This window comes from Flavobacterium limi (assembly GCF_010645075.1).
Taxonomy (GTDB): domain Bacteria; phylum Bacteroidota; class Bacteroidia; order Flavobacteriales; family Flavobacteriaceae; genus Flavobacterium; species Flavobacterium limi.
Map to the genome: position 1 here is coordinate 38,509 of NZ_JAADZV010000016.1, position 25,270 is coordinate 63,778.

Sequence of the window (25,270 nt, forward strand, 5' to 3'; positions counted from 1 at the left end):
GACATGAACAAATTCATACGAAATATTATTGCTTTTTCGCTCAAGAATAAAGCATTCACCTTTTTTTGGGTGGGATTATTGGCCGTTGCAGGATTTATTTCCTTCAAAAATATGCCAATTGACGCTTTTCCGGATGTAACAAATACCCAGATTATCATCATTACGCAATGGAACGGAAAAAGTGCTGAAGAAGTTGAACGTTTTGTGACTTCTCCTATCGAAATTTCCATGAACTCGGTTCAGAAAAAAACGAGTGTGAGAAGTATTACCATGTTTGGATTATCGGTTATCAAAATCATTTTTGATGACGGAGTAGATGATACATTCGCACGTTTTCAGGTGAATAATTTATTGAAAAATGTTACGCTTCCAGATGATGTCGAACCGGATGTACAGCCACCTTACGGCCCAACGGGAGAAATATTCCGATATATTGTAAAGAGCAACAGCAGAGACAGCCGTGAATTATTAACGTATCAAAACTGGGTGATTGACAAACAGCTTCGTTCTGTTCCCGGTGTGGCCGATTTGAATGTTTTTGGAGGTCAGACTAAAACGTACGAAGTTGGTGTTGATCCCGTTAAATTAGCAAAATACAATATTACACCGCTTCAGGTATATAATGCAGTTGATGCCGGAAACGTAAATGTTGGCGGAGATATCATCGAAAAAAACGGACAGGCATTTGTGGTTCGTGGGGTTGGTCTTTTAAAATCCCGAAAGGATATTGAAAACATCATCGTCGATCAGGCCGGTGGAAATCCAATTTTGGTTAAAAACGTAGCTTCTGTTTACGAAAGCTCCATGCCAAGAGTCGGACAGACGGGTATTGGCAATAATGATGATGCAGTTGAAGGGATTGTAGTAATGCGAAAAGGTGAAAATGCAAAGGAAACGTTAGCTTTAATCAAAGATAAGATCAAAGATTTAAATGAAAATGTACTGCCGAAAGATATTAAAATAGAAACTTTTTATGATCGTGATAATCTGATGAATTTCACGACAGAAACAGTAATGCACAATTTATTCGAAGGAATCATTCTCGTAACCTGTGTTGTGTTTCTGTTCATGGCCGACTGGAGGACTACTTTTACAGTTTCTATCGTGATTCCGCTTTCCTTATTGTTTGCTTTTTTATGTCTGAAAATGATGGGAATGAGTGCAAATCTGCTAAGTCTGGGAGCAGTTGATTTTGGAATTATTATTGACGGTGCGGTCGTAATGGTCGAAGGATTGTTTGTGGTTTTGGACCATCGTGCGCATCAGTTAGGAATGACAGCCTATAATAAAATTGCTAAAGGAAGCCTGATTAAGAAAACGGGAACCGAAATGGGTAAAGCCATCTTCTTTTCTAAATTAATCATTATTACAGCCTTATTGCCAATTTTTGCTTTTCAGAAAGTCGAAGGGAAAATGTTTTCACCTTTAGCCTTTACCTTAGGTTTTGCGTTGATGGGAGCTTTGCTTTTTACTTTGACACTGGTACCGGTTTTATCACACATTCTTTTGAATAAAAATGTAAAAGAAAAAAACAATCCTTTTGTGAATTTTTGGGACCGGATAGTAGGAAAGGGGTTCGCCTGGACATTCAAACATAAAATAAAATCACTAGTGATTTCGATCGGTATTATTGCAGCAACCTTCTTTTCGGCTTCTTTTTTAGGAACCGAATTTTTACCTCAGTTAAATGAAGGCGCTTTATGGGTAACAGCAGAGTTGCCAATGAGTACGTCGCTTCCTGAGAGTGTGCAGACAGCAGCACTGATCAGAAAAGACCTGGAAACTTTTCCGGAAGTGAAAAAAGTGCTTTCGCAAACCGGTCGAAGCAACGACGGTACAGACCCGAACGGTTTTGGATTCATTCAGCTTCAGGTAGATTTAAAACCGAAATCTGAATGGACGCGTAAAATCAATATGGATGAACTGATTAACGAAATGGATCAGAAACTTAAAGTTCATCAGGGAATTACCTATAACTATTCACAGCCGGTTATCGACAACGTAGCCGAATCAGTAGCCGGTTTTAAAGCTTCAAATGCGGTAAAAATTTATGGAGATGATCTGGATAAACTGGATGAATTATCGAATCAGGTTCTTGAAAAAATTAAAAACATTCCGGGTATAAAAGATGTTGGAATCCTGAGAAACGTTGGTCAGCCTGAAATCAGTGTAATTCTGGACAGAGAAAAAATGGCTGCTTACGGTGTGACTTTAAGCGATGCACAGGCTGTTTTAGAACTGGCTTTTGGAGGAAAAACTGCTACTCAAAAATACGAAGACGAAAAGAAATTTGATGTTAGGGTTCGTTTCTCTAAAGAATACCGTAAAGACGAAGAAGATTTGGCAGAACTAAAAGTGCCAACAATTAGCGGTGCTAAAATTCCGCTGAAAGAAATTTGTGATATTAAAACGGTTACAGGTCCGGCTTTTATTTACAGAGATAACACCAAACGATTTATTGGGGTTAAATTTTCTGTCCGTGACCGTGATTTGGGAAGTACCATTGCAGAAGCACAGGAAAAAGTAGCTCAGGTAAAAATGCCTGCAGGCTATACCACAGGCTGGACAGGCGAATTTGAAAATCAGGTTCGTGCCAGTGCTCGTCTGGCTCAGGTTGTACCTATCAGTTTAATTGGGATTTTTGTACTGCTATTTATTTTATTCGGAAATATTAAAGATTCACTGCTTGTTTTAGCGAATGTTCCTTTTGCTGTAATTGGCGGAATCATAGCGTTACATTTAACCGGAATGAATTTCGGAATCTCTGCAGGAGTTGGCTTTATAGCCTTACTCGGAATCTGTATTCAAAACGGAGTTATCCTGATATCCGAATTCCACCATAACCTCAAGGCTAAGTTTTCGCTCGAAGAATCTATTTTCATGGGAGTAAAAGCCAGAACCAGAGCAGTAGTAATGACAGCTTTAATGGCTTCAATTGGTTTGTTGCCGGCAGCAATTTCAACCGGAATTGGTTCAGAGTCTCAAAAACCATTGGCCATTGTAATCATTGGAGGGTTAATTACGGCAACAGTTTTAACTTTATTGGTTTTTCCAATTTTGTTCTGGATCTTCAATCGTAAAAAACATGCTCCAATCGAATAATAGTAATAGTTGGTTATTTTAATTTGAGGAGAAAAGCATCATTATTTTTATACTGGTGCTTTTGTATTATAAGGAAAGTATTAAAGAGAGAATATTAATTTTCAGGAGCTATTCCCGCTGTCCCTTCTATCTTTTATGGCGAACCCCGCCATAAAAGGATGCCAGTCCCATCGGGGCTAAAAGACACAAAAATAAAAACGACCTTCTGCTCAGGAAGGTCGTTTCAATTACTAACTCAAACTCTTAAAAATTTTCAGGGATTTTATTTCAAATCTTTCAAAATCGCAGCTGCTTCTGCTGCATTAGATAATTGTGCATATTTAAAAGCAGTGAATCCTTTTTCGTTTTTAATACCAGGCTTTGCTCCCTGTGCTAATAGAATTTTAATGATTTCAACTTTGTTGTAACGGGCAGCGGTCATTAAAGGAGTCATTTCTTCGCTTATTTCATTCACGTCAGCCCCGTATTCAATAAATTTTAAAACGATTTGAAGATCTCCTTTTAAAATTGCCACATTTAGTGGCGATGCATCATAAGGTGTAATTATAACTTTTTTGTCTTCATTTAAAGACTTGAAATCTGAAGCTAAAGAAACATTTGTAAAAGCTACTAAAGCTACTCCTAAGTAAACGATTGATTTTTTCATAACGATTGTTGTTTGTTGATTGATTAATGATGATTTTTAATTCTGATGTAAAGATATTCTATTTTTTGTATTATGTATTGCAAGGTACTATGTTTTAACTAATTATTAACATTTTATTAGATTAACTAGTCCTGTTAAATTCATTACTGTTATAGACGCCTTAATTTCAATTTTGTTACAGGATTTAGGGAAATTATACAAAATCAGCAGTAATTGTTAAAATATATCAACAATCCAGAAGGTATTCATTAAGTTTACAAACATATAAAAGCATAAAAATTAACATTATAACTTTGTAATATGCTATGAAAATTCAAATATTTATACCAATCGTAATTCTGCTTATGTCTTTTACATTAAGCTGCAGCACTTCAAGTATGTATAAATATCCTATTACAAAAAATTATGTACCAGATCCACAACTGTATAAAACAATTGTAAGCTTAGATAGTATATTCTTTGATCTTTATAATTCATGCGATAAAAATCTGGAGAAATATGGTGATTTTTATTCTGAGGATATTGAATTCTATCATGATAAGGGAGGATTAATGACTTCTAAAAAAGATATTATAGAAGGCACTAAAAATAACATCTGTGGTAAAGTTACCCGTGAATTAGTAAAAGGAAGCATCGAAGTCTATCCAATAAAGAATTATGGAGCTATAGAAATTGGTTTGCATAAATTTCATAATAATGCTGAAGCGGCAAATACAGAATCAAAAACAGGAAGGTTTATGATTTTTTGGAAAAAGGAAAAAAGCAATTGGAAAATATGCCGTGTAGTAAGCCTGCATTAATTATCTAAGTCTGAATTTATTTTGATAAATATTTTTCAAATCCTTTTCAAACAAAATATAGCTGTTTTCGTAGAACTTTATAAAATCTGGCACACTTACCTGACCGGGAAAAGGAGCATAATAATGTGTGGGGCTCTTAATATCATTACGCCAAACCAAAACATAAGCGAGTTCTAACTTTTCTGATTGTAATGTTTTTAATAAAATTTCAGTCCACCATGTTGCATTCGGAATTGATTCTAAACCTGTCTCAGTAAAAGCAGCTAATTTTTTCTTTTTAATTGCGATATCTGAAATTATTTTCAATTTCTTTTTCGCAGCTTCGGGATCATATTTTCCGTCACGTCCAAAATCACCATAATCATCCATTCCAAAGAGATCGACATAATCATCTCCGGGATATCGCTCTAAATATTCTTCTTCAGAATTAAAACGGTTATCTGGTGAAAAAGCATAAATAAAATTATGAACTCCCAAAGTATCTCTCAAATAAGTAACTGTAAATTGCCAGACAGCTATAAAATCTTCACGGGAAGTATATTTTTTACCCCACCAGAACCAGTCTCCGTCAAACTCATGGTAAGGTCTGAAAATCATGGGAGCTAACTTGCCGTCTTTTGCTTTTACAGAATGGGCAAAATCAGCTATTGTTTTTAAAATTTCTTTGTATTGTTGGTGATGAGAACCGTCTGGTTTAATTAAAGCCATTGAAGCAGTCGAGATTCCGTCTTTCCAATAAAAGCCTCCTTCTGATGCCGGATTTTTGAAATGCCAGGAAACAGTAGTAATGCCACCGCGTTCATAAGTATCAATTACATTTTTTTTCAGTCTTTCTTTTTCTTTTTCAATATTCTCTTTTGATTGTCCTGAAAAATCGCTGAAATCGATTCCTACAACTGCAGGATGTGAACCGGTTACAGATTTTACATCCGATCTGTCAGATTCATTTGACCATCCATGTCCATATTCCATTGCATGCTGATGACCAAATAAAATATGCTCTTTTGAAATCAGTTTTAGATTGTTGTATAAATTCTCGGTTTCTTTTGTTGCCTTTTTATCAATTTGTGCAAAAAGAAAATGCCCTGCTGTCATTAAAACAATTAGCAAGGCATTTTTTTTATTTGTGAATATATTCATGGTTTAAATGGTTAATTTAAACCCTAAAATTACTCTTTAGAAGCAAGATATTCTGATACGTTTTTATCAATACGTTGGTCAATATTGTCAATATCAGCCTTAACGAATTTTTCTCCTAAAATATTCTCGTATAATTCGATATATCTTTCAGAAACAGATTCAATGTAAGCATCTGTCATCTCTGGAATCTGTTGTCCTTCCTGACCCTGAAACCCATTCTCGATTAACCAGCGGCGTACGAACTCTTTTGATAATTGTTTTTGCTCTTCGCCTTTGTTCTGTCTTTCCTGATAACCATCTGCATAAAAATAACGCGAAGAATCAGGGGTATGGATTTCGTCAATCAAAACAATAACGCCTTCTTTTGTTTTTCCGAATTCATATTTGGTATCCACTAAAATCAAACCGCGCTCTGCAGCAATTTCAGTTCCTCTTTGAAATAAATCACGGGTAAATTTCTCTAAAACAATATAATCTTCTTCTGAAACAATTCCTTTTGATAAAATGTCTTCACGGGAAATATCCTCATCGTGAGAGCCATTGTCAGCCTTTGTAGTCGGTGTTATGATTGGTTCAGGAAATTTATCATTTTCTTTTAAACCTTCTGCCATAGTTACCCCACAGATTTGTCTTCTTCCTGCAGCATATTCTCTTGCAGCGTGTCCTGAAAGATAACCGCGAATTACCATTTCGACTTTAAAAGGTTCGCACAAATGCCCAACAGCAACGTTAGGATCAGGAGTTGCAATCAGCCAGTTTGGAACAATATCTTCAGTCAATTCCATAAATCTGGTAGCAATCTGATTAAGGATTTGTCCTTTGTAAGGAATTCCTTTTGGCAAAACCACATCAAATGCAGAAAGTCTGTCTGTAGCGACCATTACTAAAAGCTCATCATTAATATTATAAACTTCTCTAACTTTTCCTCGGTAAACTGACTTCTGGTTCGGGAAATTAAAATTTGTGGTTGTGATTGTATTGCTCATTTTCCTTTGTTGTGTTGTTTTTTATAAATGCAAATTTAAAATTATTTCACAGAGTACACCATCAAATAGAGCAGATAAATTAGAAATGTGATTAAATTGCATTTTAAAATTTGAAATAAAAAAATCCCTGAATTAGTATTTCAGGGATTTAGAGTTTGTATTGAACAAATTAGTTTGACGTCAATTCTTTATCAAGTATTTTTGAGGCGATATATTTTGCGACGCCATCTTCTCCATTGGTTTTTATAACTTCCAAATCGGACAAAGTTTCTTTTAATAAAGCCGGAGCATTTCCCATAATTAAACCTTTTCCTGCTGCCGATAGCATCTGAACATCATTGAAGCCATCTCCAAAACATACTGCTTCTTTTAATGTAAAACCTTCTTTTTCAAGAGCTCTTTCAATCGCTACCGCTTTATCAATTGACTTATCCATAAATTCAAGACAGGTTGGCAGGCTAAATGCATGGTGCAAATGTTCTGAAGAATTCGCCAGAACAGCATCTTTTAATTTTACCAGTTTTTCATGGTCATCACAGGAGAAAAAAAATTTAATGGCTCCAAAATCTTCCAGGGTTTTATAATCAACCAATTCCGGACGGTATTTTAATTCGGCCTGAAAAGCATTTAACCTTTCATTTACCCTATTAGTCTGCCAAACATTCTCTTTGAATAATACCACTGTAATCTCAGGATCAATTTCAACATTCAAAGCTGCTTTTACAACATCACTGTCTAAATTAAAAGAAAACAATTCTTCTTTTTCCGGCGAATGAATTCGGGCGCCATTTGAACTCACTAAGTAAACCGGTACTTCAAGTGTTTCGATAATTGTCATAGCATCAAGGTGATGACGTCCTGTTGCAACCACGATAAGATAATTTTGATTGTGAAGTTCCTGAAAAATGGATTTGGTGTAATCTGAAATTCGGTGTTGAGGGTTGAGTAATGTTCCATCCAGGTCGCTTACAACAACTTTTATATTTTTAAGCTTAGTCATATTAATAATCAAATATTTAGGAGGTGCAAATTTACTGCTTTAAGCACAGTTGAACAAAATTTGAAGGTCTTTGACGCCCTAATTAAGGGAAGTTTATTATTTATTTAACTATTTGTTTCCAAACCTCTCTTTCATGTTTTTGGAATAATTGCAATAAGAATTTTAGACTCAGCTTACTGTTTCTGTTTTAAATAATCTGAAGGGGAAATTTTATAACACTCTTTAAAACAGGTACTAAAATAGCCAGGGCCGTTAAATCCTGCTTTATAGGCAACAGTGGCTATATCTGTTTCTCCTGCATCGAAATATTGCTTTGCTCTTTTTAGACGCATCTCGCTGACAAATTCTACAGGTGTGAGGTTTGTGAGGCTTTTAAATTTTCTGTTGAACGTAACTCTTGACATATTCAATGCATTTGCAATAATATCAATATTAAATTTTGGATTCGTCATACCATCTTCTACTATAGCTATGATGTCTTTTAAAAACTGTTCGTCTTTGGTCGTAATTACTATTTCTCCGGGTTCTAATTCAATTGTTTTTACATTCGATTGCAATTGTTCGAAAATTTTCTTTCTGGACTTTATTAAATTTTGAATTGAAGCTAGTAGAAAATCAGTATCAAAAGGTTTCGTAATATAATAATCTGCTCCATAGTGCAAACCTTCTATTTTGCTTTCAACAGATGATTTTGCAGTTAATAAAATGACTGGAATATGACTGGTTTCGGTTTTATTCTTCAGTGCATCGAGTAATTCAATACCAGTCATTTCCGGCATCATAACATCACTTAAAATTAAATCCGGAAGTTTTTCTGAAGCCGTTACAAAACCTTCTTTTCCGTTTTCAGCTTCCAGTATTTGGTAAAAATGCTGTAGCTGACTTTTTAGAAATGACCTTAATTCATGATTGTCTTCTACTATTAAAACTACAGGAAAGTTAGTATTATAATTGTTTTCAACTAATTGGTTTTTATTGTCTTGTCTTTTAGCAGCAAATTTGTTTTGTTTTTCTTCTGATACCATTGAGTCATAATTGTTGTTCTGAAAAACTGGATTGTTTAAATCTATTTTTATGTAAACTGAAAGACCTTTATTGGTAGTATTATTAGCATAAATAGTTCCCTGATGTAATTGCACATACTCTTTACAAAGTGCAAGACCAATTCCCGTACCTGCTATTTTATTTGTACCACTGTCTGTTTCGTAATAAAGCTTAAAGATATCCTCAAGCTTGGCTTCATCTACTCCGGCTCCCTGATCTGTTACAATGATGTTTAAAATATGATCGTATTCTATTTTTATTTCAACTGTAATGATACTGTTGTTTGGAGAAAATTTGATTGCGTTTGACAATAAATTATAGAGGGTAATATCCATTTTTTGCTTGTCCAGATTTACATTAAGTACATCGCAATCAGAAAGTGTTTTAATTTTGATATTTTTCTCACTAGCTGCGTGAGAAAACAAACTATTGATTTCATTTACAAAAGAAATTAGTTCTACAGGTTCAATATGGAGTTCTTCATTGCCACTTTGAACTTTTCTAAAATCAAGCAACTGATTCACAAAACGTACTAAACGGTTAGTATTTTTTCGCACTGTTTCGATGTATTCACTGCCCAAAGGACTTAGCTTTTCATTTTTTGCAATTTCATTTATCGGATTCACAATCAGGGTTAATGGAGTCCTTAATTCATGTGAGATATTAGTGAAAAAACTCAGTTTTAATTCGGTCATTTTTTGTTCTACAACAACTTTGTTTCGCAGTCGTATCACAGAGTAAGCAATCCTTCTTGAGATTTCAAGCAGACTAATAATAAGAACAGCATATAAAAAATAGGCCAAATTGGTTTTCCAGAAAGGCGGAGTAATTGTAAACGATAAATTTTTTTGAGGAATATTAGTATATAAGTCTGTGTTTGTGCATTTTACCTGAAACTCGTAATCTCCGGGCGATAAATTGGTGAAGGTTGCTTTTTTCTGGTTTTTTACTTCATGCCATGTATCGTCGAGACCTTTTAAACGGTAAGCATACATTTGTTTGTTACTTGATCTGTAATCTAAAACCGTGTAATAAATACTGATCGTATTTTTTGTATAATCTAATTCTATATTATTGCTGTAATTTATATTAGATTTTAATGGGAATTCAGAAGACTTTACATTTGAATTTTTATTATTGATTTCAAAATTTGTAAAAACCATTTTTGCACTATTCTTTTGGTTTTCTATTTTCTTTGGATTAAAAATTAAATATCCGTTTCTACATCCGAAAATCAATTCACCATTTGGCAGTTTTAGAGCTGTCGATTCAGAAAATCCTGTTTTCAGTAAACCATCATTGGAGTCGTAATTTTTAAAAGTATGATTGCTTAAATTGAATTTTGAAATCCCATTTTCAGTTGCTAACCATAAATTCTTCTCATTATCTTCTGTCATGCTCAGGATAAAATCACTGGGCAAGCCATTGTTTTTCGTGAAGTTTTGAAATTTTAAATGATCCCCATTTTCAATAGCCTGATTAAGTCCGCCTCCGGCCGTTGAAATCCACATTTTATTATCCGAATCTTTATAAAGAAACAAAACATCATTACTTCCTAAACTAAATTTGTCACTGGAAATCTTTTTATATCTTGAAAATTTTATTTTATCGGAATTGTAATTGCCAGGATCAAAAGTTAGTAATCCGTTTGTTGTTGCCAACCATATCTGTCCTTTATAGCCTTCTGCCAGATATCTGACTTTATTGGATTCAGTAACGGGGTAATTTTTGAATTGATGTGTAAAGTTAATTTGTCCGTTGTTTTCTTCCACTAAATTGATGCCATTATCATAAGTACCTATCCAAATCCGCCCTTTATTATCTTCTAAAATAGAATAGATTTGGTTGCTGCTTATGCTTTTAAGATTTTTTTTGTCCGCTTTAAATTGTTTTAATACGTACTGAGAATGCAGGTTATTGACAGGTGTTGCCTTAAAAAGGCCGTTTCCCTTTGTTCCTAGCCAGATATTTCCTTTTTTATCGCCGACAATAGTATATATATGACCAATTTCATCTGTTTGATAATTTATAAATGGTTTTTTTAATTCCTTATTGCCTCTGTAAATTTTTACTTTTCCAGCTTTTGATGCAATCCATAATCGATTATTGGTTTTATCTGTAAAAACAGCTCTGATTTCATTCTCAGATTTTATTTTACTGCCCGGAATTAATAGATGTTCTTTAAAAATATTTTTTTGAAAAACAACTTTATTAATACCTCTGTCATCAGTGCTGATCCAGAGAATTCCTGAAGGGTCAAAATACATACTGGAAACGATGTTCGAAAATTTCTGATTTTCATCCCCGGGTTTATTAAAAAAATAATCTAATGTATTGTTTTTGGAGTTATAATATCCAAAGCCGCCACCTTTTAATTTTATCCAGACCCTGCTGAAATTATCTTCAAAAAAGCCAAAGCTATGCTTTAGATCTAAAAAAGTAGCATCGGTTTGCTGAGAAAAAAATCGAACTTTTTTTTCTTTGGGATTTACCATAAAAACCCCGTGTTTCTCAGGTTCGATCCATAATAGGCCTTGTTTGTCCTGATAGACTTTATAAATTGGCGAATCAGAAATTTTAAGTGTCGATTCTATTTTTAAGGTTTTGGAATTAAAAGTAATTAACTCTCCTGATGACGTGGTTAAGAACAGTAAATTGCCGGTTTTTGATTTTATGATTCCATTTATGCTTTTTTTAGCGATAGCTGCTTTCCAATAATTTTTGTGAATTTTATTGTAACGAATCAACATACCTTTTTCGCTTCCGGCCCAGACATTATTATCAGGAACAATAAGACATTTGATATTGGTGTTACGTATTATATTTTTGCTCTGATATTGCTGACTATCATATTTTGATATATGATCTAATCCATTTGCAGAACAGATCCAGACAGAATTATCCGGATCTCTGAAAAGAAAATTTAATTTATTTGAAGCTATCGAAAAACCAGATTTTGAGTTTTGTCTGAAGCAGTTGATTTTTATTTGACCATCAGTTTTTTTTTGTATTAAAAAAATGCCTTTGTCCATTGTTGTGAGCCAAACATTTCCATTGTTGGTTGGAAAAACATTATCAAATTCAATTTTAGTTGTGCCTAAAATGTTTGCTATAGAAAGAAACGATTCTGTGCTTTTATCGAATCTGTAAATCTGGCGATCATAAGCCTTAAGCCATATGTATCCGTAAGCATCTTCCTTGATTAATGCAATACGATTATTGCTGAGGCTGCTATTGTCCCCGGCAGCTGCTTTGTAAGTGGTGAAGTTTTTGCCATCAAACCTGTTTATTCCATCCCAGGTAGCAAACCACATAAAACCTTCCCTGTCTTTCATTGTATAAGCAATGGCATCATGGGACAGTCCATCCTCTGTAGAGTAATTTTCTATTTTGCATTTTATTTGTGCTCCTAATTCACTTGTAGAAGCAACAAATAAATTAACAATTAAAAATTTAATCAATAGAAGTTTTTTCATTAACAATTCCGGATTAGTGTATTAAAGTAATTTTTTCGGTTTAAAAATAATTTTAAAAAATAGAATTAGTCAATTGCAATCCCGACAAACACAGCTAATGATAAAAAATTGGAAGTAAATGACCAAAATTTGAAACTCATTATTCTTTTATTAAAATAGTTTTGATGCAAGGTATTAATTAATTAAAAAATTGGCATTAAAAATACAGTATTGATTTTTTACTGGATGAATAAATAAATATTCAAGAGGTCCTGATGCTGATTTTTTATTGATTAATTCTAAAATATTTTGAATAGTTAACTATTTAAAAAATTTAAACAACTTTACGAAACAACCAATCACTAACTATCTAATTTTATGAAAAAACTCGACTTTTTTGTCCTTCTGTTTATAGGACTTTTATTTTTTAATACAGCTGCTGCTCAGAGCTTTAGCCCGGATATCATAGTAGATATTAATGGATCCGGAAATTTTACTTCGATACAGGCCGCAATTGATGCAGCACCTGCCGGAACGCCTACGATCATTTATGTGAAAAGAGGGTTGTACGACAAGGAAAAATTATTAGTTCCTGCCAATAAAACCAATTTAACTTTAATTGGTGAAAGCAGGACCGAAACCATTATCTCTTATGATATTTATAATTGTAACGATGGAGGAGATGGCCTGTGCCCTGATGCTAAAGTGGCACTTTGGGCTTCAAATACAAATTTAGTGGCTACGGCAGCAACACTTACTATCATGGCAAATGATTTCAGAGCAGAAAATATAACTATCCGAAATACAGCCGGACCAGTAGGACAGGCGCAGGCATTAACGCTTCGTGCAGACCGGAATGTATTTGTCAATTGTGATATAACTGCTTATCAGGATACTATTTATTTCTGGACAGCTGAAACTTCACGTGCTTATTTCAAATCCTGTATGATTTTAGGCCGTACTGATTATATCTATGGACGTGGAGTTGGTGTTTTTAACGAATGTGAAATCAGAAGTTACGGCGGGGCATGGATAACAGCTCCTTCAAGCGAAGAAACGCAGACTTACGGTTTTGTATTTTATAAATGTAATTTGACGTATCAGCCGAATAGCCCAAGGTTAGGCGATGATGGGATGAAAATTAAATTCGGACGCCCATGGCATCAATACCCAAAAGTAACCTGGCTTTATTGTACAATGCCTGCAGAAATCGACCCTTTAGGCTGGGGTGATAAATGGAATATGGCTTATTCCGATACAGATCCAAGACTTAAATTGTATGAATGGATGAATACTGGTCCTGGAGCTGATATGAGCGGAAGAGCAAATTGGGTAGGCATCAGGCCATTGTCAGATCAGACTGAAGCCAATTTATACGAACCTAAAATTGTATTGGCAGGCACTGACAATTGGGATCCTACAGCCATACCTCCAACCGTAACCGTATACAATTGGGATGCGGGCGCTAATAATAACGGATGGATTGAAGCAGACAACTGGAACCCAAATGCTGTACCGGCCGCATCAGAAGCAGCAAACGTTGACGGAAATTTTACAATAAATGCCAATGGAGGAAATTTTGCTGCAGATTTGAATTTATTGAACGGGGCAGTTATTGATGTCTCTGCTAATAGCTCAACAACTTTGCTTACACTTAATCAGGCATCAATTTCCAGTATTGCCAGTGCAACTTTATCCGGAAATATCAAGACTAAAGGAACCGTAACAATCAACAGTTCTGCTAATCTGAATCTTACTGCTATGATAAGCGGTGTTCACCAGATCACTAAAACTGGTTCAGGAATTGTCCAGCTCAACAGTAATAATTCAGGCTACACAGGGAATTTAGTTATCGAAGCAGGTGAACTTCAGGCTAAAATCGCTAATTCATTAGGAAAATCGCCAAAAATCACTATAAAAACTAATGGAAAATTAACAGTTGATCTAAGTACTGCTGTCGATGTAAAAACAGCACTTTATACAGAAGGAACAGCCTCAATTGTTCTTACCCAGGATATCACAATCAATGAATGGTATATTGATGGGGTTTTACAGCCAGTTGGTGTTTACACTTCGGCTACAAATGCTTCTACTATTAGCGGAACAGGGAAAATAATTATCGGAAGACCAAGTGAGTTTGGTTTTTTAGGAGGATTGTGGGACGATGTCACTAAGTATTCTCCGGCACTGTTGCCAAAAGCAGGTGAGAAAGTGAATGTGAACACTGGTATAACCATTGAAACCACACTCACGACATTTGAAGCTGATATGTATGTAAAAACAGGTGGAACTATCCGTTTAAGACAAACAAAAGATTCAAAATGCTCTGGTCCGGTGAGAATGGCTCAGGGATCTGTTATAACTTATGCGACAAGTGGTACAGGTTTCTATCTAAATGCTCCAATTATTTTAGAAGGTGATATTTCTCTAACTATGAGTAGTAATAACGTAGCAGGAAACACAATGGATTTACCGGGAACATTTTCGGGAAGCAATAAAGTGATTGTTCGTAACATCAGGGATTTTGCAAGTGCAGCAACGGTAAAATTAGGAGGGGATAACAGCAGTTTTACAGGAATCTGGGATTTGACTCTTGCTGCAGCAAACGCCGGAGGTTCAGCTGCAATCAACGGAACCGTTGAAAATGCTTTTGGTAAAGGTACAATCAATTTAGCTTTTAATAACAAAGCTGTTTTCAATCATGCAAAATGTGCCGGAGACGAATTAAATATGAATATAACCGGTTCTTCTTCTTCGGCTGTATTAAACGTGGCTGTTAATGTTAAAAAATTTACGCTAAACGGAACTCAGCTGGCAAACGGAACATACAATACCACTACACATCCGGGACTGCTTACAGGCACAGGTTCAATCACAGTAAATTCTGGTAATTTGGGTTTAGATGAAAATGTTTTTTTAGAGTATGGCATGTTGAAAGTAAACGGTGTAATTGAAAATCTTGATGTTTACAATCTTGCAGGGCAACGTGTTTATCATACAAAATCTACTGTTACAGAAATAAACCTGAATAATCTAAAAACAGGAATCTATATTGTTCGTTATAAAATCAACGGAAGACAAGGAGCTACAAAAGTTTATAAAAAGTAAGATTAACCCGTTGGGTGTAATTATTAAATCGTCAGTTCGAGTATTTTTTGTGTAGAGAAACGCAACAAAAAATGTATCGAGAACCTTTTTAATTTACCCAACGGTAAGATTATAATTTATCCAGTTAAAAAATACCACAAAGTATATGTTTCATATACATAAATACATAAAATAAATCCAAAAATGAAATCAATATTATCAAAATTATTCGTTGTTGCATTAGTTTTTTGCAGTATCTTTTCAGTAAACGCACAAATTACACTTCACACCATTGGCGATTCTACAATGGCAAATTATGACGAAAGTACTTCAGATATAAGAGGCTGGGGAATGATGTTCCAGCAGTTTTTCAACTCAGGAGTTACAGTTAATAATCGTGCAAAAAATGGAGCCAGCAGTAAAAGTTTTTATATGGAAGCACCCTATTGGACAACCGTAAAACAGCAGATAAAATCTGGGGATTATGTCATCATTCAGTTTGCTCATAACGATGAGAAAAACGGAGGACTTGATGGTGGAACTGATCCTGCAAACCCAATCAACGGCTCAGACTACAGAGGTACAAATCCGCAAACAACTTATAAAGATTATCTCAGAAAGTATATTGATGAGACTCGTGCTTTGAATGCTACTCCTATCTTGGCCACGTCTATGTGTAGAAAATATTTTAGTGGGGGCACGATTACACGCAAAGGACTTCATGATTTAGGTCCGGACTTTAGCCTTCCTGCAACAGACCATACTTATGATTATCCTTATGCTATGAGAGAAGTTGCAACAGAAAAAGGCGTACAGCTTATCGATTTGACTACCTTGACAAAAACCTTAGTTGAATCTTATGGTGATGCTGCCAGTACAGCACAGCTTTATGTTTCTGCAGATTCAACCCATCCAACAGCATTGTTAGGGACACTAACCGCCAGATTATGCGCTCAGGAAATGGTAAAACAAAATATTTTGGCATCTAATATCAATACATCAACAGATGTTTTAATCAATCCGGCTAATTGTGACTTTGGTGATGCCTACACAGGTCAGACGCTTACGAAAGAAGTAACTATTACAGGTTTTGATCTTCAGCCTGCAGCAGGAACATTCAATCTTTCCGTAGACAATGGTTTTCTTATAGCAGCGAACAAAACGGATACTTTTAATTCTTCAATTACGATGAATTACACAGGTGGGAATCTTGCCTTTACAAAATTTTATATTTCAGCAACACAGCCTGTTGGAGGAAATAAAACAGGTACACTGACCGTAACCAACGGAAGCGTAACAAAAACAATCCCTTTAACAGCCAATTTTATTACATTAACCGGAGGAACAGAAGTGAATCTTATTTGGGGATTGACTACAAATGATACTTACGTTTTGCAAGGTCCTGCTATTGCTGTGGACCAGTCACATACAGGGATGTCTGTTCAGTCCTATGCTGCACCAAGCGGAACTGCAACTATTTGGCCGGTAGGAAGCGGTTATGATACGACACGAAAAACTCAAAGAAATGAACCTCCGGGAGGAAGCTGGCCTGCCGGAGAAATTGATGAGGTATCAACGCGTTATACTCAGTTCGGAATTTCTCCTGCTGCGGGAACAGAATTAAATGTTGATTTAATAAGTTTATATGTTGGTGGAGCAGGAGGAAACGGTATGAGATGTCGTATTTCGTATTCTACTGATGATTTTGTAACCACGTCTGTTGTTGGAGAGTTGACGAGTATGACCTCAAACACCATGTATGCGGTGTCAAAAATTCCGGTGCTTAAAATTCCTTATGGAAAAACATTAAAAGTTCGTGTTTATCCATGGTACAATACTGCTTCTGCTACTACCGGAAAGAGAATTTGTCTTTCAGATGTCAGAATTCATGGAGTTGCTCTTCCTGCAACTAGCCTGGGCACTGATGATTTTTTGAAAAGTCAATTAAAATGGACAGTAAAAGATGGTTTTATCAAGATAGAAAATGCTCCCGAAAATAGTAAAATCAGAATCTATGATTTAACCGGAAAACAAGTGCTTAAACCAACCATTATTAGTAATCATACAGGGGTAGAATTGCCAAAAACAAAAGGAGTTTATATTGGTAAAGTTGAATCTGAAGAGAGTGTCAAAACAATAAAGTTCTTAGTGCCATAAATTTTAATCAAATGTACAGTTCATAATACAATTGATGTTAATTGAAAGCCATCAGATTTTATTCTGATGGTTTTTTGGTTTTAATCTAATCCAAGCAATTGTTAAAACGATTTGTAAAGTTTAAAAAAATGGTGTTTATAACCTAAATTATCTTTTGTTGATATTTTAACCTTACAAGTTCAGTTTTTTAAATAATGTAAAATTGCTTTAATTTCATTTTCATTAAAATTAAAACTATGTAAGTAAACATTGTTATTACTCCAGTCTTTTAATGCTAAAGCTTCTTTGTTTTTATTTTTCAAAAGACTATTCTGTTGAGTAATAAAGTTTTTCAGAAACAGGAATTCATATTTATCGTCTTTAATTGCATATTCTAAATAATTGTCTTTTGCGCCCTTATTAGCGTGACATCCCAAACAATTTTTCTCAAAATACATTTTTCCTATCGCTTCAAATATTTTTTCGTTTTTCTCTAAAGCAAGTTTTTGATAATAATCGTTTTGATAATTTTCTTTCTCTTTGCAAGAAATAAAAATACATAAGAATATAAAACTGAAAATTTTAAACCTCATATAAAATCATAATTTATGGTCAAAAAATATTCGTTTTACTCATTTCAAAAAGAACATGAATAAAACGAATACCACTAAATGCCAAAATACATTCTACGATTTACATTTGACATTTCACTAAAAATTAATCAATCGTGGTTTTCTATTTGCTTATAAGCATCAATAACCTTTTTAACGAGTCTGTGACGAACAATGTCTTTATCATCCAGATAAATAATTCCGATGCCATCAATGTCTTTCAATACCAAAAGGGCTTCTTTAAGTCCGGAAATAGTGCGGCGCGGTAAATCAACCTGACCCGGGTCACCTGTAATCATAAATTTTGCATTTTTCCCCATACGGGTCAAAAACATCTTCATTTGTGAATGTGTGGTGTTTTGTGCTTCATCAAGAATTACAAAAGCATTGTCTAAAGTTCGTCCACGCATGAAGGCTAGAGGGGCAATCTGAATAATTCCTTTCAGGATGTAGTCTTCCAGTTTTTCGTTCGGAATCATGTCACGCAAAGCATCATAAAGCGGCTGCATATAAGGATCAAGCTTTTCTTTCATATCTCCTGGCAGAAATCCCAGATTTTCTCCTGCTTCAACTGCCGGACGGGTTAGAATAATTCTTTTGACTTCCTTGTCTTTCAGCATTTTTACGGCCATTGCCACACCTGTGTACGTTTTTCCTGTCCCTGCAGGTCCAACGGCAAAAACCATATCATTTTTTTTGATGGTATCAACCAACAGCTGCTGGTTAGGAGTCATAGCTTTTACAATTTTACCGCCAACTCCATGAACCAGTATTTTGTCATGATCTAATGATTTTCTTTCATCCTGACCATCACTCATAATGACACGTTCAATTACATTATCGTCAATGTTGTTGTATCGGGTAAAATGAAGCATAAGCCTCTGAAATCTTTTTTCGAATTCATCTAAAACTTCTTTTTCTCCAAAAGCCTTTAAAGTGGTCCCTCGTGCTACGATTTTAAGCTTTGGGTAGTACTTTTTGATAATTTCCAAATGGCTGTCCTGAGCGCCCCAAAATTCTTTAGGAGCGATGTCTATTAGCTCTATTATTCTTTCGTTCAAATGAGGTAGTTTTAAATTAAAAATAAATTTGTTTGTAAATCTATTGCTGTCGGGTATGTTTATATCTTTAAGGGCAAATTGTATTTCTTTCTTTCAATTTGCATTAAGTATTCTTAGATTTGCATTTCTCAAATTTAATGAAATTTAGGTTTAAATACTATCAATAGTTATAAACAAAATGATGTCAATAATTACCCTTACTACCGATTACGGCTTGAAAGACCACTTTGTTGGCTCGTTGAAGGGTAAAATACTTTCTGAAATTCCGGAAGCAAAAATCATTGACATTTCACACGATATTGATCCATTCAACACTGCTGAAGCAAGTTATGTTGTTGGAGCCTCATATTTGAGTTTTCCAAAAGGAACCGTGCATTTAATTGGTGTAGATATCGAACGCAATAAAGAGAATCAGCACATCGCTATGGAATGGAATGATCATTACTTTATTTGTGCCGATAACGGTATTTTAAGTATGCTTACGCAGAAGATTGTTCCGCAGAAAATTGTTGAAATCAATATTCATGATCGTTTTCCGGATGAATTTAGTGATTTGGATATTTTTGTTCAGGTCGCCTGTCATATTGCAAAAGGAGGTTTGCTGAATGTTATCGGAAAAGAAATTCAGGAAATCAAACAAATAACAGAATTGCAGCCTGTTGTAGCAAATGACGGGAATTCTATAAAAGGGTATGTGATCTATATTGACCATTTTGGAAATGTTGTCACGAATATTTCTAAAAAACAATTTACTGAAGTTGCCAAAGGACGACCTTATGAAATTGTGATGAAACCAAAAAATATCAAAACGATTCTGCCGAATTATTCCGCAGTTGCAACCTCTGACAAATATCCAATCAAAACATACGAAGGCGAGAAACTGGCTATTTTTAACGAAGCCGGATTTCTTGAAATTGCTATTTTCAGAAGCAATCCTTCAAATGTAGGATCTGCAAACAGTCTGTTAGGATTGAATTATCGGGATGTGATTACGGTTGAGTTTTCAAGTTAAAATTTCCGGCATCTGAATTTTAAAATTTAAATAAAAAAGAACAATCTATTTTGGTATTTTTGCGCCCTTGCAAAGCTTTGGCTTTTATACCAGGGCAAGTACATAAAAACAATTAAAAGAATAAAAGTTTTACATGAAATCAATCATTTTACGGGAAATAAAATCCTTTTTTGGTTCTCCAATTGGCTATTTGGTCATTGCGATTTTCTTAATCAGCAACGGACTTTTTTTATGGGTTTTTGAAGGAGATTACAATATTCTGAATACTGGCTATGCTGATTTGACTCCGTTTTTTACATTAGCCCCGTGGATTTTGATTTTCCTTGTTCCGGCAGTTACCATGAGAAGTTTCTCTGATGAAAAAAAACAGGGAACCCTTGAATTGCTTTTAACCAAACCATTATCAATTTGGGAAATTGTAAACGGAAAATTTTTCGGTGCTGCTTTGCTAATTATTCTGGCAATTATTCCAACATTTATTTATATAAAAGTGATTTCGAATTTAGGTTTTCCTGAAGGGAATATCGATATGGGGAGTACTATTGGTTCTTACTTCGGCTTATTATTTCTGATTGCGGCTTATTCAGCTATCGGAATTTTTACTTCAACACTTTCAGAAAATCAAATCGTAGCTTTTATCATTTCCGTTTTTTTATGCTTTTTGTTTTATTACGGTTTTGAAGGTCTGGCTTCTCTAATTCCAGGATTTTCAGGTTTTATCTCGGTTTTGGGAATGCAGGATCATTTTAAAAGTATGAGCAGGGGAGTAATTGACACTCGGGATGTAATTTACTTTTTAAGCATTACAGTTCTTTTCTTGTCTTTTACAGTTTATCAATTAAAATCTTTTAAAGCCTAATGAAACCATCTGCTCAAATAAATATCAAAACATTATGGATCACTATTTTTATTTTGATTGTCCTGAATGTATTAGGAACTTTATTTTTTTACCGATTTGATCTGACCAAAGATAAGAGATACACATTATCTGAAACTTCTTTGCAAATTATAAAACAGGTCAAAAATCCTTTGTCGGTTAAGATTTATATGGAAGGTGATTTACCTGCTGATTTTAGACGTTTGCAACAAGAAACCAGACAATTATTGGAGGAATTTCAAGCCTATAATTCCAATATTGTTTTTGAGTTTGTTAATCCTTTAGAAAATGAAGATGAAAGCGAAGCCTTAACAAAATCACTTTTTCAGAAAGGTTTGACTCCTGTAAATATTACTGTTGATGACAAAGGAAAACAATCTCAGGCAATGGTTTTTCCCTGGGCAATTGCAGTTTACAACAATAAAGAAATAAATATTCCCCTGTTGAAAAACAGAATGGGGGCTTCTACTACACAAAAAGTAATTGGCTCAATTCAGCATTTAGAATATTCCATTGCAGATGCTGTCAATAAAATTGTCAAAGACAAACAAAAGAAGGTTGCTATTATAAAAGGAAATGGTGAAATGAAAGAAATTCATGTTGCCAAAATGTTGATGCAAATTCGTGAAAGCTATTACATTGGCCCTTTTACACTAGATTCAGTTTCCAAAGATCCCAACGGAACTTTAAGTGCTTTAAAGAAATACGATTTAGCCATCATAGCAAAACCTACTGAAACTTTTTCTGATGAAGAAAAACAGGTCTTAGATCAATTTATTATAAATGGAGGTAAAACTTTATGGTTAATTGATCAGGTTTCGGCAGATATGGACAGTCTGTATAATCAGGCTGGAGCAACTTTAGCATACCCAAGAGATTTGAATTTGAATGATATGTTCTTTAAATATGGATTCCGAATAAATCCTGATTTAATAAAAGATGAACAGGGAAGTCCAATAAAATTAGCTACAGGAGAGCAGGGAAGTGCAACACAATATCAGGATTTTATCTGGAAATTTGCGCCACTGGTATCTCCTGAAAGCAAACATCCCATTGTGAAAAATTTAGGCGGAATCAAATTTGACTTTGCGAGTCCAATTGATACACTGAAAAACGGAATTAAGAAAACCGTTTTGTTACAGTCATCTCCTTATTCTAAAAAAATAGGAGCGCCTTTTGAAGTTAATTTAGGGATTGTTTCAGAGCAGACTTCCCCAAAAGATTATCTTAACAAGGGGAACTTAGTTCTTTCTGTTTTATTAGAAGGAAGTTTTCATTCGGCTTTTGAAAATCGTGTTTTGCCTTTCAAAGAAAATTCATTTTTAGTAAATGGTAAACCAACCAAAATGATTGTTGTATCTGATGGAGATATAGCTAGAAACCAATTGGATAAAAATATGGAGCCTGTAGAATTAGGATACGACCAGCGTTCAGGCAATTTATACGATAACAAGGATTTTATAATGAATTGTATCAATTATTTGCTGGATGATACCGGACTTATTAACATTAGAAGCAAAGATTTAGATTTACCGTTATTGGACAAAGAGAAAGTTTACGAAAATTATACTCAGGCACAATTCATAACTATCGGACTTCCAATCTTAGTTTTGTTGGTTTTTGGTATTGTGTTTACCTATATTCGAAAAACAAGATACAGTAAATAGGTGTTAATAAAAAAATTGTAATACTAAGATTGTTTACGATATATTTGTAATCCCTATTTTTTAGGTTTGTATTACTAAAATAGGTTCAAAAATTAAAAACAGAAAGATGAAATTTATAGTATCGAGTTCGTACTTATTAAAGCAATTACAAGTTTTAGGAAGCGTAATTAACAGCAACAATACGTTGCCTATTTTAGATAACTTCTTATTTGAACTAAATAATGATGAGTTGACAGTTTCAGCATCAGATCTTGAAACTACAATGTCGGCTACATTATCGATCGATTCTAAAAGTAAAGGAAGTGTAGCTGTGCCTGCAAAACTTTTGCTTGAGATTTTAAAAACATTTCCGGAGCAGCCTTTAACTTTTACAGTTGAAGATAATAATACAGTTGAAATTAGCTCCAATTCAGGAAAATATGCATTAGCATATGCCGCAGGTGAAGAATTTCCTAAATCAGTAAATCTAGAAGATCCATCTGTAACGCTTGTTCCTGCAGATGTATTGGCAACTGCAGTAAGCAAAACTATTTTTGCAGCGGGTAATGACGATTTACGTCCGGTAATGTCCGGAGTTTTCTTCCAGTTTTCACCAGAAGGTTTGACTTTTGTTGCTACAGATGCTCACAAATTAGTGAAATATGCACGTACAGATGTAAAAGCATCTCAGGTTGCTGATTTTATTATGCCTAAAAAACCATTGAATATTTTAAAAAGTATTCTTGGAAGTTCTGACGCTGAAGTAAAAATTGAATATAATGATTCAAATGCAACTTTCTCATTTGATAATTATATTTTAATGTGCCGTTTAATTGATGGAAAATATCCAAATTATGAAGCGGTGATTCCAAAGGAAAATCCAAACAGATTAATGATTGATCGTTCTTTGTTTTTAAGTTCTGTTAAGCGTGTTGCGATTTTTTCAAATAAAACTACTCATCAAATTCGTTTAAAAATAGCTGGAGCTGAATTAAATGTTTCTGCTGAGGATATTGATTACTCAAACAAAGCTGAAGAAAGATTAACTTGTGATTATCAGGGAGATGATCTTCAAATTGGGTTTAATTCTCGTTTTTTAACAGAAATGCTTACTAATCTGCAATCTGATATGATTATGTTAGAAATGTCGTTACCTAACAGGGCCGGGATTTTAACCCCTGTTGATGGTTTGGAGGAAGGAGAGACTGTTACAATGTTGGTAATGCCTGTGATGTTAAATAGTTAACATCAAAACTGGTTTTTGTTACAAGGATTTTTTTTAGTTCCAAATTAAAGACATATCATTGTAAAAAAAAAAATATCGCTATTAACCAACCATTTTTTATACCTGAAAACCGCAATTCTTAAAAAAGAGTTGCGGTTTTTTATTTTCAGGCTATTTTAGTTTAGAATTTCTGATTAATCTAAAGAAGATAATCTGAAGTTTGAAACCTGAAACAAAAAAAGTTTATATTTACATTATGAAAATAGAAATTTGGTCGGACATTATGTGTCCGTTTTGTTATATCGGAAAAAGACAATTGGAATCAGCTTTGGCAGGATTTCCAGATGATGAATTTGAAATCGAATGGAAAAGCTTTCAGCTTGATCCAACTATTGAATCGCAATCTGGAAAAGATGTATATACATTTTTAGCTGAGCGAAAAGGAATTTCTGTTGAACAATCAATAGAAATGCATAAAGGTGTTACGGAGCGTGCTAAGAATGTTGGTTTAGATTATCATTTTGATAAAGCAGTTATTTCAAATTCACTAACTGCACATCGTATTATACATTTGGCTAAAAAAAATAATTTAGCAGATGAAATGGAAGAAATTTTCTTTAAAGCTTATTTTACAGAAGGAAAGGATTTGAGTGATGTTTCAACATTAATAAAATTAGGAATCCAGGCTGGGTTAAATGAAAATAAAGTTCGTGAAGTAATAGAAAATGAAAGTATGTTTTTGAATGATGTAAAAAAGGATATTGCCGAAGCACAGGAAATTGGTGTGCAGGGTGTGCCTTTTTTTGTTTTTGATAGAAAATATGCTATTTCAGGAGCTCAGCCCGTTGAGGCCTTTGTACAAACAATTAATGAGGTTAGGAATAAGAAGTAGTTTTTATACATATATAATAGCGTAACCCGGCATTTTTGAAAACGTGTCGGTTTTTTTTTTGTACATATCTAGTATGATGAATAAATTGGGAGTATGGAATATTAATAATAGGGAGCTATTTCCCGCTATCCGTTTCAATCTTTTGTTTTTTTAAAGGAAAAAACAAAAGGATTTCCACTTCTATCGGGGCTATTGGAGTTGTTTTAGGATAATGCTTCGGTTTTGAGGAAATAATAATAAGCTTTTAAAGTGATGAATATTCTCAGAAAAGAGGTGTGAAGGTTTAAAACTTTTCAAAAAGGATAATGAAAAGTATCTTAAAATTGATGGAATTACATACATTTACAGAAAAAGCTTACGTGTTGGTAAAAAAAATGGTTTTGTAAAAACGGTGTTATCAATAAGTTATGAAAAGAATTGAAAAAAGATTGAAATTATGCAATAAAAAAGCTTGTAAATGTAAATAGATGTTCTACTTTTGCACCCGCAACAGCGAAGGCGTTCATCGAAATACTGACAAGAGATAAGAATTGAGAGAGAAGAGATTTTC

General features: G+C 34.2%; 16 protein-coding genes. 9 read left to right on the forward strand and 7 right to left on the reverse strand.

Annotation, left to right across the window (positions count from 1 at the left end; genetic code table 11):
• Positions 1 to 3: 3 nt before the first annotated feature.
• On the forward strand, positions 4 to 3,102 hold the full coding sequence (locus tag GXM16_RS22045) for an efflux RND transporter permease subunit (protein ID WP_163396661.1): 3,099 nt from the start codon (positions 4 to 6) through the stop codon (positions 3,100 to 3,102).
• A 262-nt stretch (positions 3,103 to 3,364) separates the two neighbouring features.
• Here GXM16_RS22045 and GXM16_RS22050 read toward each other — a convergent pair whose 3' ends face one another.
• Entirely contained in the window at positions 3,365 to 3,748 is a 384-nt protein-coding gene (locus tag GXM16_RS22050) for an ankyrin repeat domain-containing protein (protein WP_163396662.1), read from the reverse strand.
• 305 nt (positions 3,749 to 4,053) lie between these two features.
• On the opposite strand from GXM16_RS22050, the gene GXM16_RS22055 reads away from it, so the two are divergent.
• Entirely contained in the window at positions 4,054 to 4,548 is a 495-nt protein-coding gene (locus tag GXM16_RS22055) for a nuclear transport factor 2 family protein (protein ID WP_163396663.1), read from the forward strand.
• On the opposite strand, the gene GXM16_RS22060 is transcribed toward GXM16_RS22055, so the two are convergent.
• From GXM16_RS22060 to GXM16_RS22075, 4 genes are all read right to left on the reverse strand, one after another.
• Entirely contained in the window at positions 4,549 to 5,688 is a 1,140-nt protein-coding gene (locus GXM16_RS22060; protein ID WP_163396664.1) for a glycoside hydrolase family 26 protein, read from the reverse strand.
• Positions 5,689 to 5,717: 29 nt separating this feature from the next.
• The gene (locus tag GXM16_RS22065; RefSeq protein WP_163396665.1) at positions 5,718 to 6,674 is read right to left on the reverse strand and encodes a phosphoribosylaminoimidazolesuccinocarboxamide synthase; all 957 of its coding nucleotides are present in this window, start codon (positions 6,672 to 6,674) and stop codon (positions 5,718 to 5,720) included.
• A gap of 169 nt (positions 6,675 to 6,843) precedes the next feature.
• Positions 6,844 to 7,674: a Cof-type HAD-IIB family hydrolase gene (locus GXM16_RS22070; protein ID WP_163396666.1), complete on the reverse strand. Its 831-nt coding sequence runs from the start codon at positions 7,672 to 7,674 to the stop codon at positions 6,844 to 6,846.
• A 173-nt stretch (positions 7,675 to 7,847) separates the two neighbouring features.
• Positions 7,848 to 12,194: a hybrid sensor histidine kinase/response regulator transcription factor gene (locus GXM16_RS22075; RefSeq protein WP_163396667.1), complete on the reverse strand. Its 4,347-nt coding sequence runs from the start codon at positions 12,192 to 12,194 to the stop codon at positions 7,848 to 7,850.
• 357 nt (positions 12,195 to 12,551) lie between these two features.
• Between GXM16_RS22075 and GXM16_RS22080 the strand changes: the two genes are divergently transcribed.
• Together GXM16_RS22080 and GXM16_RS22085 are read left to right on the forward strand one after the other, a co-directional pair.
• Positions 12,552 to 15,281, forward strand: a complete 2,730-nt coding sequence (locus tag GXM16_RS22080) for a pectinesterase family protein (protein WP_163396668.1) — start codon at positions 12,552 to 12,554, stop codon at positions 15,279 to 15,281.
• 183 nt (positions 15,282 to 15,464) lie between these two features.
• On the forward strand, positions 15,465 to 17,417 hold the full coding sequence (locus GXM16_RS22085; protein WP_163396669.1) for a GDSL-type esterase/lipase family protein: 1,953 nt from the start codon (positions 15,465 to 15,467) through the stop codon (positions 17,415 to 17,417).
• A 179-nt stretch (positions 17,418 to 17,596) separates the two neighbouring features.
• Here GXM16_RS22085 and GXM16_RS22090 read toward each other — a convergent pair whose 3' ends face one another.
• Positions 17,597 to 17,989, reverse strand: coding sequence for a c-type cytochrome (locus tag GXM16_RS22090; RefSeq protein WP_163396670.1), 393 nt, complete (start codon positions 17,987 to 17,989; stop codon positions 17,597 to 17,599).
• A 128-nt stretch (positions 17,990 to 18,117) separates the two neighbouring features.
• Positions 18,118 to 19,068 (reverse strand): PhoH family protein, encoded by a 951-nt coding sequence (locus tag GXM16_RS22095; protein ID WP_163396671.1) that lies wholly within the window; start codon positions 19,066 to 19,068, stop codon positions 18,118 to 18,120.
• A gap of 181 nt (positions 19,069 to 19,249) precedes the next feature.
• On the opposite strand from GXM16_RS22095, the gene GXM16_RS22100 reads away from it, so the two are divergent.
• The 5 genes from GXM16_RS22100 to GXM16_RS22120 all read left to right on the forward strand — a co-directional run bounded on the left by GXM16_RS22100 (position 19,250) and on the right by GXM16_RS22120 (position 24,720).
• The gene (locus GXM16_RS22100; RefSeq protein ID WP_163396676.1) at positions 19,250 to 20,080 is read left to right on the forward strand and encodes an SAM hydrolase/SAM-dependent halogenase family protein; all 831 of its coding nucleotides are present in this window, start codon (positions 19,250 to 19,252) and stop codon (positions 20,078 to 20,080) included.
• Positions 20,081 to 20,213: 133 nt separating this feature from the next.
• Positions 20,214 to 20,939: a gliding motility-associated ABC transporter permease subunit GldF gene (gene gldF / locus GXM16_RS22105; protein WP_163396672.1), complete on the forward strand. Its 726-nt coding sequence runs from the start codon at positions 20,214 to 20,216 to the stop codon at positions 20,937 to 20,939.
• Positions 20,939 to 22,624 (forward strand): gliding motility-associated ABC transporter substrate-binding protein GldG, encoded by a 1,686-nt coding sequence (gene gldG / locus GXM16_RS22110; protein ID WP_163396673.1) that lies wholly within the window; start codon positions 20,939 to 20,941, stop codon positions 22,622 to 22,624. Before gldF ends, gldG begins: the two co-directional genes overlap by 1 nt.
• Before the next feature lie 106 nt (positions 22,625 to 22,730).
• Positions 22,731 to 23,849: a DNA polymerase III subunit beta gene (dnaN, locus tag GXM16_RS22115; RefSeq protein ID WP_163396674.1), complete on the forward strand. Its 1,119-nt coding sequence runs from the start codon at positions 22,731 to 22,733 to the stop codon at positions 23,847 to 23,849.
• A 235-nt stretch (positions 23,850 to 24,084) separates the two neighbouring features.
• Positions 24,085 to 24,720 (forward strand): DsbA family oxidoreductase, encoded by a 636-nt coding sequence (locus GXM16_RS22120; protein ID WP_163396675.1) that lies wholly within the window; start codon positions 24,085 to 24,087, stop codon positions 24,718 to 24,720.
• The last annotated feature ends 550 nt before the right edge of the window (positions 24,721 to 25,270 follow it).